The 15,017-nt window shown below is 68.8% G+C and carries 10 protein-coding genes; 2 read left to right on the top strand and 8 right to left on the bottom strand.

The window, feature by feature from the left end; all coding sequences use genetic code 11:
• Positions 1 to 4: 4 nt before the first annotated feature.
• The gene (gene asnS / locus BO221_RS27080; protein ID WP_073563417.1) at positions 5 to 1,405 is read right to left on the bottom strand and encodes an asparagine--tRNA ligase; all 1,401 of its coding nucleotides are present in this window, start codon (positions 1,403 to 1,405) and stop codon (positions 5 to 7) included.
• A gap of 183 nt (positions 1,406 to 1,588) precedes the next feature.
• On the opposite strand from asnS, the gene BO221_RS27085 reads away from it, so the two are divergent.
• Positions 1,589 to 3,118, top strand: a complete 1,530-nt coding sequence (locus BO221_RS27085; protein ID WP_073563418.1) for an amino acid permease — start codon at positions 1,589 to 1,591, stop codon at positions 3,116 to 3,118.
• Between the two features lie 22 nt (positions 3,119 to 3,140).
• Here the strand turns inward: BO221_RS27085 and BO221_RS27090 are convergent, their stop codons facing one another.
• The 4 genes from BO221_RS27090 to BO221_RS27105 all read right to left on the bottom strand — a co-directional run bounded on the left by BO221_RS27090 (position 3,141) and on the right by BO221_RS27105 (position 6,169).
• Positions 3,141 to 4,283: a cyclic nucleotide-binding domain-containing protein gene (locus tag BO221_RS27090; protein WP_073563419.1), complete on the bottom strand. Its 1,143-nt coding sequence runs from the start codon at positions 4,281 to 4,283 to the stop codon at positions 3,141 to 3,143.
• Positions 4,284 to 4,409: 126 nt separating this feature from the next.
• Complete coding sequence (locus tag BO221_RS27095) at positions 4,410 to 5,144, bottom strand: molybdopterin-binding protein (protein ID WP_073563420.1); 735 nt, start codon at positions 5,142 to 5,144, stop codon at positions 4,410 to 4,412.
• A 12-nt stretch (positions 5,145 to 5,156) separates the two neighbouring features.
• On the bottom strand, positions 5,157 to 5,831 hold the full coding sequence (tmk, locus tag BO221_RS27100; protein ID WP_073563421.1) for a dTMP kinase: 675 nt from the start codon (positions 5,829 to 5,831) through the stop codon (positions 5,157 to 5,159).
• On the bottom strand, positions 5,828 to 6,169 hold the full coding sequence (locus BO221_RS27105; protein ID WP_073563422.1) for a hypothetical protein: 342 nt from the start codon (positions 6,167 to 6,169) through the stop codon (positions 5,828 to 5,830). Before BO221_RS27105 ends, tmk begins: the two co-directional genes overlap by 4 nt.
• A gap of 182 nt (positions 6,170 to 6,351) precedes the next feature.
• On the opposite strand from BO221_RS27105, the gene BO221_RS27110 reads away from it, so the two are divergent.
• On the top strand, positions 6,352 to 8,748 hold the full coding sequence (locus tag BO221_RS27110; protein ID WP_073563423.1) for a hypothetical protein: 2,397 nt from the start codon (positions 6,352 to 6,354) through the stop codon (positions 8,746 to 8,748).
• A gap of 81 nt (positions 8,749 to 8,829) precedes the next feature.
• Here the strand turns inward: BO221_RS27110 and BO221_RS56420 are convergent, their stop codons facing one another.
• From BO221_RS56420 to thrC, 3 genes are all read right to left on the bottom strand, one after another.
• Positions 8,830 to 12,993: a kelch repeat-containing protein gene (locus BO221_RS56420; protein WP_233166283.1), complete on the bottom strand. Its 4,164-nt coding sequence runs from the start codon at positions 12,991 to 12,993 to the stop codon at positions 8,830 to 8,832.
• Between the two features lie 277 nt (positions 12,994 to 13,270).
• Complete coding sequence (locus tag BO221_RS27120) at positions 13,271 to 13,651, bottom strand: hypothetical protein (protein WP_143195708.1); 381 nt, start codon at positions 13,649 to 13,651, stop codon at positions 13,271 to 13,273.
• A gap of 36 nt (positions 13,652 to 13,687) precedes the next feature.
• Positions 13,688 to 15,016 carry a threonine synthase gene (thrC, locus tag BO221_RS27125; protein ID WP_073563426.1) on the bottom strand — a complete coding sequence of 443 codons (1,329 nt, stop codon included), beginning with the start codon at positions 15,014 to 15,016 and terminating at the stop codon, positions 13,688 to 13,690.
• Position 15,017 lies beyond the last annotated feature (1 nt).

Below are 15,017 nucleotides of genomic sequence, written 5' to 3' on the forward strand. Positions count from 1 at the left end.
AGGCTCAGAACTGAGCCGAGCCCGGCACGCGCGGGTACGGAATGGCGTCGCGGATGTTCTGCAGGCCGCACATGTAGACGATCAGCCGCTCGAACCCCAGTCCGAAGCCCGCATGCGGCACCGTGCCGTACCGCCGCAGATCCCGGTACCACTGGTAGTGCTCGGGCTTCAGGCCGAACTGCTGCATGCGCTTGTCCAGCATGTCCAGCCGCTCCTCGCGCTGGCTCCCGCCGATGATCTCCCCGATTCCCGGCGCCAGCACGTCCATCGCCGCCACCGTCTTCCCGTCCTCGTTCAGGCGCATGTAGAACGCCTTGATCTTCTCCGGGTAGTTCATCACCACCACCGGCCGGCCCACGTGCTCCTCCGTCAGGTAGCGCTCGTGCTCCGTCTGCAGATCGTTCCCCCACTCCGGCGCGTAATCGAACTTCTTCTTCGCCTTCTTCAGGATCTCGATCGCGTCCGTGTAGTCAATCCGCTCGAAGCTCGAGTTGATGAACTTCTCCATCCGCTCGATGACGCCCTTCTGCTGGCGCTCCTCGAAGAACTTCATGTCCGGGCCGCACTCGTTGAGCACCGCCTTGAAGACGTACTTCAGGAAGCGCTCGGCCAGGTTCGCGTCCTCGTTGAGGTCCGCGAAGGCGATCTCCGGCTCGATCATCCAGAACTCGGCCAGGTGCCGGGTGGTGTTCGAGTTCTCCGCGCGGAACGTGGGTCCGAACGTGTACACCTTGGACAGCGCCAGGCAGTAGGCCTCCACGTTCAGCTGGCCGGACACGGTGAGGTAGGCCTCCTTACCGAAGAAGTCCTTGCCCCAATCGATCTTCCCGCCGTCCGTCCGGGGCGGGTTCACCGCGTCCAGCGTGGACACGCGGAACATCTGCCCGGCGCCCTCGGCGTCGCTGGCGGTGATGATCGGCGTGTTCACCCAGAAGAAGCCCTCCTCGTGGAAGAAGCGGTGGACGGCCTGCGCCGCCACGTGGCGCACGCGGGTGATGGCGCCGAACGTGTTGGTGCGCGGCCGCAGGTGGGCCACCTCGCGCAGGAACTCCAGCGTGTGCTGCTTGGGCTGGATGGGGTACGTGTCCGGGTCATCCACGAACCCGAGCACCTTCACCTCCTCGGCCTGCACCTCGAAGGACTGGCCCTTGCCCTGCGACTTCACCAGCGTGCCCCGGCACACCACCGAGGCGCCCGCCGTCAGGTGCAGCACCTCCTTCTCGTAGTTGGGCAGCGTATTGGGCGCGACCACCTGGATCGGATCGAACGTGGAGCCATCGGTGACGTTGACGAAGCTGATGCCCGCCTTCGAGTCCCGGCGCGTGCGCACCCAGCCGCGCACTTCCACCTTCGTGTCCGGTGCGATCGAACCATCCAGCGCCTTCTTCACACTGACGACCTGCATGACTGCCGTCCTTCCTCCGAAAAAGTCTCGCGGAACGCGGAGTTAGCCGCACCCTGGCCCGAGGACAAGCCCCATGAGCACCGGCCGGTGACTTCTTCCCCCCTCCAGGGGGGGAAGCCAACGCATCGCGGCAAGCACAGGGGGAGACCCGGCGGGTGGGATCGTGCTAATCGCCCATCCCCCATGCGTTCCCTCTTCCAACGCAAGCAGATCGCCGACCTCGTGCACGACACCGAGGCGTCCGGCGGCCTGAAGCGCGCGCTCGGCACCGGCGACCTGGTCATGCTCTCCATCGGCGCGGTCATCGGCGCCGGCATCTTCTCCACGCTCGGCACCGCCGCCGCCGGTGAAACCCTGCCCACCGGAGAGGTGATCCGCTACGGCGCCGGCCCCGCCCTGGTGCTGTCCTTCCTGCTGCTCGGGGCCGTGTGTGCCCTGGCCGCGCTCTGCTACGCCGAGCTGGCCTCGATGATCCCCCAGGCCGGCAGCGCCTATGCCTACTCCTACGCGACGCTCGGAGAGCTCGTCGCGTGGATCATCGGGTGGGATCTCATCCTCGAATACGCGGTGGGCAACGTGGCGGTGGCCATCGCCTGGGCCGGCTACTTCAACTCGCTCATCTCCCCCTGGGTGCACATCCCCGACTGGCTCACGCACGGCTACTACAACGTGCACGCGAGCTCGGACCCCGCCATCCGCGCCCTGCTGGACACGGCGCCGCGCGTCCTCGGCATCCCCGTGCTGGTCAACCTGCCGGCCTTCCTCATCGTGATGGCCATCACCTGGCTGCTGGTCATCGGAGTGAAGGAGAGCACCCGGGTCAACAACATCATGGTGGTGGTGAAGCTGCTGGTGCTCGCCCTCTTCATCGGGGTGGGCGCCATGCACGTCAACCCGGCGAACTACACGCCCTTCGCGCCCAATGGCTTCCCCGGCATCCACCAGGCGGCGGCCATCGTGTTCTTCGCCTACATCGGCTTCGACGCCATCTCCACCGCCGCCGAGGAGACGGTGAATCCCCAGCGCACCATGCCGCGCGGCATCCTCATCGGCCTGGCCGTGTGCACCCTCATCTACGTCATCGTCGGAGCGGTCGCGACGGGCCTCATCCCCTACCAGCAGCTCAAGTCCTCGGACCCGCTGGCCCATGCCTTCGAGGTGGCCGGGCTGACGCAGTTCAGCTGGATCATCTCCCTGGGGGCGGTGGTCTCCATGGCGGCGGTGCTGCTCGTCTTCCAGTACGGCCAGCCGCGCATCTTCTACGCCATGGCCCGTGACGGACTGCTGCCCCCGTGGGCGGCGAAGCTCCACCCCAAGTACCGCACGCCCCATGTCACCACGCTGGCCACCGGAGTGATGGTGGCGGTCGGCTCCCTGGTGGCCGATGACGCCGCCACCTACGATCTGACCAACATCGGCACGCTGTCCGCCTTCATGCTGGTGTGCCTGGGCGTCCCCGTGTTGCGCATCCTGGAGCCGAATCGCCCGAGGCCCTTCAAGGTGCCCTTCGTGTGGCCCGTGTCCCTGGCGGGAGCCGGCGCCTGCCTCTTCGTCATGCAGGGCCTGCCCTCGCACGCCTGGGTGCGCTTCGGCATCTGGCTCGCCATTGGCCTCGCGCTCTACTTCGCCTACGGCTACCGCCACTCCGTGCTCCGGAACGGCGGACCGCCCGTGAACCTGGACAACCCCAACCCGCCGGGCACCAGCGCGTAGGCACCCGGCGGCAGGTGGGGGCTCAGGCCCGAGGGGTGCCGCCTCGCGTCCCGGGCTCCCAGTACAGCCCGGCGCTGCTCAGCAGGCGCTCGTTGCCCAGCCGCGAGAGCGCCTCGCACACGCCGGGGTCGGACAGGAGGTGCCGCTCGCAGCTGCCCCAGTCCAGCCGCAGCAGGACGCAGGGGGTGTCCGCGCTCACGGTCGCCGTGGCCGCCAGGCCGAGCATCAGGGCGATCTCCCCGAACATGTCCCCCTCCCCGAGCGTGCGCAGGGGGACCTGGCTCCCATCCGCGTGACGGTGCAGCACCTGGCACCGCCCCCGCAGCAGCAGGTACAAGGCGTCCACCTCCCGGCCCTGCTCGAGCAGGAGCGTGCCCGCCGGCCGGGTGCAGATCTGGAAGTCCCGCGCCAGGGCCTCGCGCTGCTCGGGGCCGAGGCTGCGGAAGAGCGGGTTGCCGCGGAGCACGTCCTCCAGCAGGCGCTCGCGGTGGAAGCCCAGCAGCACGTCCTCCACCGACGGGTGCGTCTGGAGGAGCTGCTCCAACTGCTCCCGCGTCAGCTCCAACACCGCCGTGCGCTCGAAGGCCCGGACGGTGGCGAAGCGCGGGGTGCTGGCCAGCAGCGACATCTCCCCGAAGAACTCGCCCTCACCCAGGAAGGCCACCGTGCGCCGCCTCCCCGACTTGAGCGTCCTCACCACCTCCACGCTCCCCTCGACGATGGCGAACATGGAGCTGCCCGGCTGACCCTCCTCGACGATGCTCTCGCCCGCCTGGAAGACCCGCGGCTCCAGCGTCTCCATCATCGACAGCAGCTCCCGCGGGCCCACCCGCGAGAGCAACGAGGCGCGGGGCAAGGCCTGGCCCTCGGAGGGAACCTTCTCGGCGACCGTTTCCAGGAACCGGGTCCTCGGGACGGCGGGCCCGGGCGGCGCGGAGGGATCCACCCGGCGGGCATCCAGCTCCGCCAGCAGCCGCTGCGCCGGCTCATGGGCCGGATCCAGCCGGAGAATGACCTTGCACAAGGCAATGGCACGCACCAGCAAGCCTTGCCGCGCCCAGAGTTCCGCCAGTTGTTCGTAGCCCTCGAGCATCACTTCCGCTGGTTCATGAGCGAAGGACTCAATAACTCCTGCCCCTTGCTGCCGCAACGTATCGGACATCATTCCCCCCTCTGATAGGGCTCCCCCGGAGTCCGGGTCGTGGAGCTCATCCACGCCCAGAGTGCGTGCCCGGGGCTTCCCTGTCTGTGAGGGGGTTCACAGGAACCTGGAGATGTCCCTCACACCACACTACTCCGTACGGACCACCGAGCCCTCGGGCAGCCCGGTCCGCAGCCGGGCCAGGGCCTGCTCCACGGCGTCCGGCTCCACGCTCTCCACCGTCACCTTCACCAGGTAGTCCAGCGAGTGGTCGAACATCGGATAGGAGCCGATGGCCACGTGCGGCATGTCCAGCGCCACCCGGTCCAACACCGCCGCCACCGCGCTCTCCCCCTGGTTGAGGTACAGCACGCGCAGGTGCATGGGCGTGCCGCGCAGCCTCGCCAGCACCGCCTCCAGTTGCGTCCGGAAGAGCTGCGGCACCCCGGGCAGCATGAACACGTCCCCCACCGTCAGCACCGGGTACCAGCTGCCCGGCTGGGGGAGCAGCACCGCGCCCTCGGGGGCGTCCGCCAGCCGCATCGCCTCGGCCGTCGGCTCGTCCACCGCCTTCTCGCGGATGAGCGCCACCATCTCCGGCAGCCGCACCACCTTGCGCCCCATGGCCAGCGCCACCGCCCGCACCGTCACGTCGTCGTGCGTGGGGCCGATGCCTCCACTGGTGAAGACGTACTTCGCGCGCAGCCGCGCCCGCGCCACCGCCTCCACGATGATGTCCACCTCGTCGGGGACGATCTCCAGCGTGCGCAGGGGGATGCCCACCTCCCGCAGACGCTTGATGAGGTGGGGGCCATTGGCATCCACCACCTTCGCCGTGAGGACTTCGTTGCCGATGATGACCGCCGCTGCGCCCGTGGGCTCCATGCGGCCGGGACTCTACCGTACCGCCGCGCGCGTGGGCTTGCGTCCGAGCAGTTTGTGCACCTGGGCCAGACACGCGGCCGTCACGGCCTCCACTGGCTGGTCCCCGTCGATGCGCACCACGTGCTCGCGCTTGCCCCGCAGCCGGATGGCCGCCTCGTACTGCTTGGAGATGCGGCGCTGCTTCTCCTCCGCGTCGAAGAGCTCCTCCGGCCCTCCCCGCGCCGCCCGCCGCCGCGCCGCCACCTCGATGGACACCTCGACGAAGAGCGTCAGGTCCGCCGGCACCGCGTGCGCGTTGATGGACTCCACCCACTCCATGGGCAGCGACGCCCCCTGGTACGCCAGCGACGACAGCACCGAGCGATCGCTCAGCACCACCTGCCCCGCCTCCAGCGCCGGCAGCACCTTGGCCCGCAGGTGATCCGTCCGGTCCGCCGCGTACAGCAGCGCCAGCGTCTCGGGCGCCAGGGGCCCCGCGCCTCCGGGCAGCACCAGCCGCCCCGTCAGCGCCTGACGGATGAGGACACCCACCGGCCCGTCCGACGGCTCGCGCGTGGTGAGCACGGACTGGCCCTCGGCCCGGAGCGCCGACGCCAGCCGCTCCACCTGGGTCGTGGTTCCGGCCCCATCCAGGCCTTCCAGGACGATCAGCTGCCCGCTGCGCGCGGGTTTGCGTGCCGGGCTCACCGGGGCAGCAACGCCTTGGGATCGTCCAGTCCCAGCCGGTGGCGCAGCTCCATCATCGTCTCGAAGCGCACCAGCTCGTCCGCCAGCACCGTGCGGCCCTGGCGGTAGCGCACCACTCCGTAGATGACCAGCCCCAGCGTCACCGTCAGGCCCAGCCACGCCACGTACGGCGCCCTCGTCGAGTCCCAGAAGAGCTTCGCCGTCGCGCCTCCGAAGATGAAGGACACGACGAAAGAGACGCCCGCGTGGGCGAAGAGAAGCGTGCTCTGCCGCGTGGACAGCGCCTCCTGGAGGCGCTCGAGCTGCTCGTGGAGATTCTGCTGCGTTTCTGCGTTCACGGGGGCGGCAACCTAGCGGAAGGAGGAGGCCACGTCGACTCCGCACACAGGGCGTCTGGGGTGGGTAGGCACCTGGCGCAGCAACACCTACAGAACAGAGATTCGATACTCCAAGAATTCGATAAATCGGTGTAACCGGATCAGCGGGGCTGTCGTACCGCCAGCAACCAGGAAGACCCACCATGATCGACGGACCCAACAGGCGGAACATCCGCCCCCCTCCCCCGCCGCCTCCCCCCGCCCCGAAGCGTGAGACGCAGCCGCAGCAGGTGGCGAACAAGCCGCGCGGTTTCAGCCCGGCGAGCGCGTTCGAGTCGCCCACCAGCAAGCGCGCCCCCGTGGCGCTCACCACGCCCTTCGCCGCCCGGACGGATACGCCGGCGTTCACCCCCGCCGCGGCCCGGACGGATGGCCCGGCCCCGGCCCCGGGCCAGCATGGCTTCGTGGGTCAGACAGCCGCTCCGGCCCCGGGCGATCCCGGCTTCGTGGGCCCGGTCGCCACCCCGCCCGAGGTTCTCGAGGCGTCGCGCGAAGTCGAGCAGGCCTACGCGTCGGGCGGAGCGGAGGCCGCCGCCGAGGAGCTCCGCGAGCAGGCCGAGGAGTTGGACGATCCGGCCAAGGTGGACGCGCTGATCTCCTCGTCCCAGGAGACGATCGATCGGCTCTCCACCGATCTCGCCAACGGCGCGAGGGAAAACAGCGTCGATCAGGACACCAACCGGGAAGCGCTCCGCGATCTCGACGCGACGATGAACCTCGCCGGCGAGGCCGGGAAGGACCGGGTGGCGACGTCGATCGCCCAGAAGCTCGCCGATGCGATCCCCGCGGGCTCGGATCAGCTGTGGCAGTTCGATGACGCGCTCGGCGAGCTGGCCGAGGACGGCATCGGCTCGACGCTCTCCGCCCGGGTGGCGGAGAAGCTGATCAACGACTTCGGCCGCGTCGAGGCGGGCAACGCGCTGCTCAACACCTCGACGGACGCGATCAACGAGGTCCGCGCCGACTACGAGGCGAAGGCGGAAGACCTGAGCAAGGTGGAGCAGCGGCTCAACGAGGAGCTCGGCCAGCTCGGGCCCGCGCTGACGCCCGAGGAGGTCGAGGCGTACAAGGAGGCCTTCTGGGAGCGGCCGGAGAACGCGCAAATCCGCGACGAAGCGCTCGCGGCGGGAGACAAGCTCTCGGAGACCCTCGCCGCCAGCACCGAGCAGCTCGAGGCACTCGCGGCCCAGGGAGACACCGACGCGCAGAAGACGCTCTTCGAGAGCTACAGCGCCCTGGCCAAGACCCCGAACCACGCGGACGAGGCGCTGCTGTTCGCCGGGCGGATCAACCAGAACGCCGGGCTCGCCAACGCGCTGCGCGGGGAGTACGGCGAGGACTTCGAGAAGAAGCTGGCCGATGAGCTCATCGCGCCGGCCGTGGGCAACGCGCAGGCGGAGGCGATCGCCGAGGCCGGTGAAGGCGGCTTCGACGCGGCGATGGAGAAGTTCGCGTCGCTCGTCAGCGGCCTGGAGACGGCGCAGTCGCTGCACGACATCCCCGGGGACTTCCGGCAGATGATGGATGACATCCGGGCCATCCGCGCCGGGACCTACTCGCCGGACCAGGCCCAGGATCTGCTCAACTCCTGGGACGACAAGTCGCCGCTCGGCAAGTCGCTGGCGGTCGCCACCTTCGGGCTCGGCCTCTACGATCTCCCGTCCCAGCTCGCCGAGGGCGAGTACCTGGAGGCCCTCAAGAACACCCTCACCACGAGCGCCGCGGGCATCGAGCTGACCTCCGGCATCCTCAGCACCATCGGCAAGGCCGGCGCGGCCGCCGACGTGGCGAAGTTCGGCGCGAAGTTCCTGCCGATCCTCGGGCTGGGCGCCGACGCCATCCAGGCGTACCAGGACATCCAGGCGCTGAGGGATGGCGTCTCGCCGGGTGACATCTTCAACCTCGCCGGCTCGGTGGTGTCGCTGGTGGGAGACGTCGCGGGCTTCATCCCCGTCGCGGGGACGGCCGTGGACGTGGTGGCCACGGTCCTGGGAGAGACGCTCCGCCTGGTGGGCGGTCTCCTGAATGGCGACTTCGGCCCCGACCTCGAGGACTTCGACCTGGGCGAGGTGCGCGACATCCTCCACGAGACGCTCGGCCTGTCGGACGCGGAGGTGCAACTGCTCGTCGCGAACACCAAGAACGGCTACGGCGAGCGGCTGCAGGAGCTGGGGCTCGAGCCGGAGCAGATCCGCGAGCTGCTCACCCAGACGGAGCCGCCGCTGTTCGCCTTCTCCGGCGGCCTGGGCGACTACGTGCCGTTCGGCAACCCCAACCCGATGTTCGAGACGCTCGCCGCGTTCGGCCTGAGCGGGGATGAGGCGTTCCGGTTCATCCAGGAGCACGGCGACGCGCTCGCGGCGTTCGAGACCGTCATCGCGGATCCGTACAACGCGGAGGCCTCGCTGGGGAACGCGCTCGCCTCGGGTGACTTCTCCGCCTTCCGCGAGCATGCGCTGGATGTGTTGCCCGACGACGTCGCCGACGCCCTGCGGCCCTACCTGAACGCGACGCCGGACACCGAGTACTTCGAGAACTGAGGACACGGGCCACCCGGCGTCCTCCCGGCCCTCTCCCCCAGGGGGAGAGGGCGTCACGGGACGGTTCGTCACACCCCGGGCTCAGGGCGTGTACAGCTCCGCCGACGACATGCCAGCGCCCTCTCCTCCCACGACGAGCACCTTGCCGCCAGGCAGCAGTGTCGCCGTGTGGTGACGACGAAACGAGGCCATGGAGCCAGCACTGCTCCAGGTGTCCAGGGCCGGGTCGTACACCTCCGCTGCCGGCGGAGCAGTGCCATTGGTTCCTCCCGTGATGAACACCTTGCCATCGGGGAGTAGCGTCGCCGTGTGGCCAGAATGAGGCATGGCCATGGAGCGGGTGGCGCTCCAGGTCCCTGTGGCCGGGTCGTACACCTTCGCTGTTGCGAGGTAGGCGAGACGGCTGTCATTTCCCCCCGCGACGAGCACCTTGCCGTCCAGCATCAGCGTCGCCGTGAGGCCGTAACGAGACGACGTCATGGGACCCGCGGCACTCCAGGTACCCGTGGCCGGGTCATACACCTCTGCCAACAGGAGGGTACTGCCCACTCCATATCCCCCCACGACGAGCACCTTGCCGTCCGGCAACAGCGTCGCCGTGTGGCCATAACGAGAAGACATCAGGGAACCGGTAGCGCTCCAGGTGCCCGTGGCAGGGTCGTACACCTCTGCCGTCGCGAGGTAGACAGGACTGCGGCCATACCCCCCCGCGACGAGCACCTTGCCGTCCGGCAACCGCGTCGCCGTGTGGTTCGAGCGAGCCGAGCCCATGTAGCCAACCGCGCTCCAGGTGCCCTTGGCCGGATCGTACACCTCCGCCGTCACGAGGGGAGTATCGCTCGCGCTGGAGCCTCCCGTAACGAGCACCTTGCCATCGGACAGCAGCGTCGCCGTGTGGCTGCCACGAACCGAGAGCATGGAGCCCGTAGCACTCCAGGAGCCCGTGGCCGGGCCGTACACCTCCGCCGTCGCGGGGGGGCCGCTCGAGCCCGTGCCCCCCGCGACGAGCACCTTGCCGTCCGGCAGCAGCGTCGCCGTGTGACCACTGCGACTCGCGGCCGTGGAGGCCGTCGAGGTCCACTCACAGGACGGCAATCCCCTGACCACGAAACGCCCCTCCGCCGTCTGCTCGAAGGCGTTGGTGACCGTGACGGTAATGCTCGGGTGAGCGCCGGCGGTGATGCAGGAAGGCGCCGTCCAGGTGAGCCGGCTCGTGGTGGCACCATGGTCCGGTGTGCCAGGCGAGCCCGTGGTGGCGGCCCACGAGAAACCAAGCGCCGAGCCCTCGGGGTCCCAGGCCTCCACCTCGAAGGTAAGCACCTGGCCAGGCGTGGCCGTCTCCGAGGAACTGGTGGCCCGGGTGATGATGGGCTTGAAGTGGCTGGGAGTTGCGGGGGTGGGGTCGAGCTTCACCACGAAGGTGGTGGGAGCGCACGCGCTCACCTGCTCCAGCCCGAAGTCCACGGTGCCGTTGAACCCGCCTCCCAGCAGCAGGTTTCCCTCGGGGTCGACGCCCGCTCCGATTCCCCAGGATCTTCCCAGCGGCGCGCCGTCCACCTCGCGGCTCAGCGATGGGAAGACGTGGTCCTTCAGATACCCGCCCTCGGAGTCATACCAGGCCACGAACGCAGCCGAGCCGGTGGACCGACGAAGTCCACCTCCCAGGTCAAGGGTGCCAGAGAACGTCCCGGTGACCAGTGCGTTGCCCGCGGCATCGGCCGTCAGGTGCAGCTCCTCGGCGCTGTCGGCGATGCTTCGGCTCCAGAGTTCTTCACCGCCCGCGGAGAGCTTGGAGAGCTTCATCTCTCCCCTGTGCACTTTCAGCACGAACACCGAGCCCGCCCCCGCCACCTTCATGTACGCCGGCCCAGCTCCTTCTCCTGCGACCCGGCCCGTATTCCGGCTCCAGAGCGCCTTCCCCGTGGTGCCCTCGAGCTTCGTGACGAAGGCATCCCAGCTAACGGAGGAGGTGAGCACGGTTCCATCGATGTCGAGCGTGCCGTTGAAGGTGGCCGCCAGCAGGACATCGCCTGCCTCATCTACGTCGAGGCTATTGGCGAAGAGCACCGTGCCGCTACCCTGGATGCTCCGGCTCCACAGGGTCTCACCCGTGCCCGCCTCGAGCTTCGCCACGAAGATGCCGCCGCCGTCGTAGATCGCCAGCAGGACGACGTTGCCAGCCGCGTCCATGGCCACCGCCCCACTGCCGAGCATCCCACCGAAGCTCTGGACCCACAGCACGCTGCCGTTGGGAGCAAACTTGGCCACGAACGTTTTCGGAGGGCCTTCGTTGACCAGTGAGAGACCATCGATACTGAGGGTGCCGTAGTAGGACGCCGCCACCGCCACGGCGCCCATCGCGTCCACGGCGATGTCCTCCTTCGTGGAGGAATAGGAGCCGCTTCCGTGGATGTCGAGGAGCTGGGCCCAGACAGGCTCGCCCCTGGCATCCACCTTCACCAGGAGCATGTCCCCCTTATCTCCCGTGAAGACCGTGCCCCCGAGGGTGGTGGTGCCATCGAAGTCGCTCAGGGTCAGCGTGTTGCCCTCGCCATCCACCGCCATGCCCAGCATCTCCGTGGAGGACGTGCAGCTCGTGCTCTTGGCGTCCACGGCCCAGAGCCACTCGGATGTGGGCTCGCAGCCTTCGTTCTTGCCATTGCAGTTGTCGTCCTCCAGCGTCGAGCACGTCTCCGGCCGCGGGAGCCGTTGCCCCTCACAGACGACGTTGCCGAACTTGTCGCACGCCACCGTCCCCGCTCGGCAGGCTCCCACTCCCAGGGTGCCGCTGGCCCCGCCATAGCAGGGCGAGCCCTCCTGGCCGGAACAGCTGCACTCCTCGTTCACCTCCCCATCGCAGTCGTCATTGAAGGGTGTCCGGCAGTTCTCCGCCGCTGGCAGCACCTGCCCTCGGCATGCACTCCACTCCGTCCCGAGGACGTTGCACTGCCGGCGTCCCGCCCGGCACATCCCCTTCCCTTCCGTTCCCGCTGGCCCCGGGTATGCACACGTCTCGTATGCCCCCGGCTCGCAAATGACGGTGTCCGACAGGGTGAGCCGGACCTCGGTGCACGGACCGCTGCCGCACACGGCCGCCGCCTCCGTCCCCGTCACCGTCACCGCTCCCGACGCGGGCTCACCAGCCAGTCCCGCGAACACGTTCGCCGTGTTGCCCCGCTTGATCTCGATGCACGCCCGGCCATCGGCCCCGGTGGACGCGCCCATGCTGGCACCCGAGTAGCTGACTCCCTCCGCGCGTACCACCGCGCCCTTGGCGGGTGCTCCCTTCTCGTCCACCACGAGCACGTTCACACAGCTCTTGTCCGTCCAGGGCTTGTCGCAATTCCACCACGTGAAGTGTTTCACCGTGACGACCCAGGCCAATCTGTCCGGCTGTGTCGTGGCCGGCTGGATGATTCCCTCCCCCTCCTCCCTCCACTGCCCCGCCTCCAGATCGAACCACCACGCCGGCACGCTGTCTCCCTCGTGGAACTGGCTGGCCAGCGCCTCCGGCAGGACGAACTCCAGCGTGGCGGATTTACCCGGCGCCAGCTGCGCGGGAGCCCCGTTGCTCCACAGGCTCACCTCCGCCATGAAGTAGCTCTCCAGCTGCACCGTCTCTCCCTCCGCGACGCGCGTGGCCTCCAACGGTCCCGGCATGGCCGCCAGTTGAGTGGTGGGGTCCAACGGAACAATGGTGACGTCCACCGTTCCGGTAACAGGCTGGCCCAGTGCATCCACGACGGCGTCGGGAGGAATGGTGACGCGCACCTGTGGCGTCTGGAGGGTGCCGCCCTCGCTGGCCTGGAAGGCAATGGGCTCGGGCAGGCGCAGCAGCTTCACCCTCGCTCCGGCGTGGGCACCCTCCCGCAACTCCACCACCGCCGTGGCGGACGTGAAGCCCAGCGCATCCACGCGGGCCAGCACGCGCCCGGGAGGCAGGTTCTCCAGCAGCAGGTGCCCGGAGCCGTCCACGGGGAACAGGCTGCCCTGGGAGGTGACGGCGGCCGCTGGCACCGGGTTGCCCGCGTCATCGACGACCTGAAGCAACAGGCTGGTGCCCTTTGGCGCCGTGCCCACGGGTGGAGGCGGCGGTGGAGGCTCGGGATTCTCCTGGGGCGGCTCCCCACCCGGAGGCTGCGGGTGGGTCGTGTCGCATCCAATGCTGGAGAGGCACAGCAACCCCAGGAGCACGGTGAATGACAGACAGTGCTTCCAGGGACTCAAAGGCAGGCGATTGCGCAAAGGGCTCTCTCCAGGTTCGTATCCGCGGCACCCTGCCCGCCCGGTGTGACAATTGCGTCACACGCCTGCTCAGCACTGACATTCCTGTGCGAAGCCCAACAACCACCGTGTTTGAAATTCACCCTCTCGCCCTGATTCCAGACATGGGACTGCCGTTACCGGCAATGCCAGTCATGCGGATTCACGGGTCAACCTCGCCGGACTGCACGACCCGGGGGACGAGAAACCCCGGCCACGACCCTCTCCCCCAGAGGAGAAGAGGGCCTGGGAGCGAAGATTACTGACGCGTCAGCGTGATGGAGGTCCGCGCCACATCGCACGCCTCGGTGGCGCTGGTCACCTCGAAGAAACCGGTGATCTCGTCGCCGTCATACTCGCCGTCGATCTGGATGACCGTGGCCGAGCTCTCCGAGCCCGACCCGACCGCACCGAAGTCCACGGTCGTCTCGGCCAGCGTGCCACTGAGGGGCGCGTTGTTGAAACAGGCGGACTTGTTGGTGCTCATCGTCCCGGTCACGGCGACGATGGTGCTCGAGACCTGATCCTTCACGTTCAGGGTGACATCCCAGCCGGACGCGCTCCCCTTCCACGTACCGACCAGGTTGTTACCGCCACATCCACAGACAACGAGGGCCATACCGACAACCCACTTCTTCATGCGCTCTCCTGAAGAGACGACGAGTGAAGCGGGGCACTATAGGTCGGACAGCGCGGCCCTCACCGCATCAAGATTCGCGGGCAGATCCACCGGGGGATTGGCGTAGCGGCTCGTCACGTCCTCCAGCGACTTCCGGTGGTACCCCACCTTGAAGTCTGGGAATTTGAGTCCGTGCGCCGTGGACACCACCGCCACCCGCGCTCCCCGGGCGATCACTCCCTGCGCCACCAGCTTCTCCAGCGCCGCCAGCGCCACGCCCGTGTGCGGACACGCGAACGTGCCCTCCCGGTCCGCCCTCGCCGCCGCGTTCGCCAGCTCCGACTCCGTCGCCTCCTCCACCACGCCGTCGAACGCCTTCAACATCTTCACCGCTCGCCGGAACGACACCGGCGCGCCGATCTGGATCGCCGACGCCAGCGTCTTCTCCGCCTTCACCGGCACCAGCTCCGCGAAGCCTCCGCGGAAGGAGCGCATCAGCGGATTGGCCCGCTGCGCCTGCCCCACCGCGATCCGCGGCCGCTTGGAGATCATCCCCAGCGCGTGCATCAGCTCGAAGCCCTTGCCCAACGCGCTCGCGTTGCCCAGGTTGCCGCCCGGAATCACCACCCAATCCGGCGGCTCCCAACCCAGGTCCTGGCACAGCTCGATGGCCACCACCTTCTGCCCCTCGATGCGCAGCGAGTTCATCGAGTTGGCCAGGTACAGGCCCGAGTCCTTCGTCACCTGCTGCACCAGCTTCATGCAGCCGTCGAAGTCCGTGTCCAGCGACAGCACCCGCGCGCCGTTCGCCACCGGCTGCACCAGCTGCGACAGCGACACCTTGTCCTTCGGCAGGAACACCACCGAGGGAATCCCCGCCGCCGCGCAGTAGGCCGCCAGCGCCGCCGACGTGTCTCCCGTCGACGCGCACGCCACCGCCCGGATGGGCACGCCCCTCGCCCGCATGTGCTTCACCGCGGACACCAGGACCGTCATCCCCCAGTCCTTGAAGCTGCCCGTCGGCGAGACGCCGCACTCCTTCAGGTCCAGGCTCGCCAGCCCCAGCTCCGCCGCCATCCGCGGCAGCGCCTTGAGCGGCACCCTCCCCTCGCCCAACGAGACGATGTCCTCCGCCGGAAGCTGGGGGTACACCCACTCGTGCTTGCCCCACACGCCCGAGGCGTACGGCAGCCGCGAGGCCCCGAAACGCTGCTCGAAGCGCCGCTTCCACTCCTCCGCGGCCACCGAGCGCAGCGCCTCCACGTCGTGCGCCACCTCCAGCAGCCCCTCGCACTTCGGGCAGCGGTAGACGACCTCCAGCAACGAGGCCCGGAAGCCACAGCCCTCGCTGCAGGCGTACTCGGCGTGAAAGGCAGGCGTTCCCATG

The organism is Archangium sp. Cb G35 (assembly GCF_001896145.1).
Taxonomy (GTDB): Bacteria; Myxococcota; Myxococcia; order Myxococcales; family Myxococcaceae; genus Archangium; species Archangium violaceum.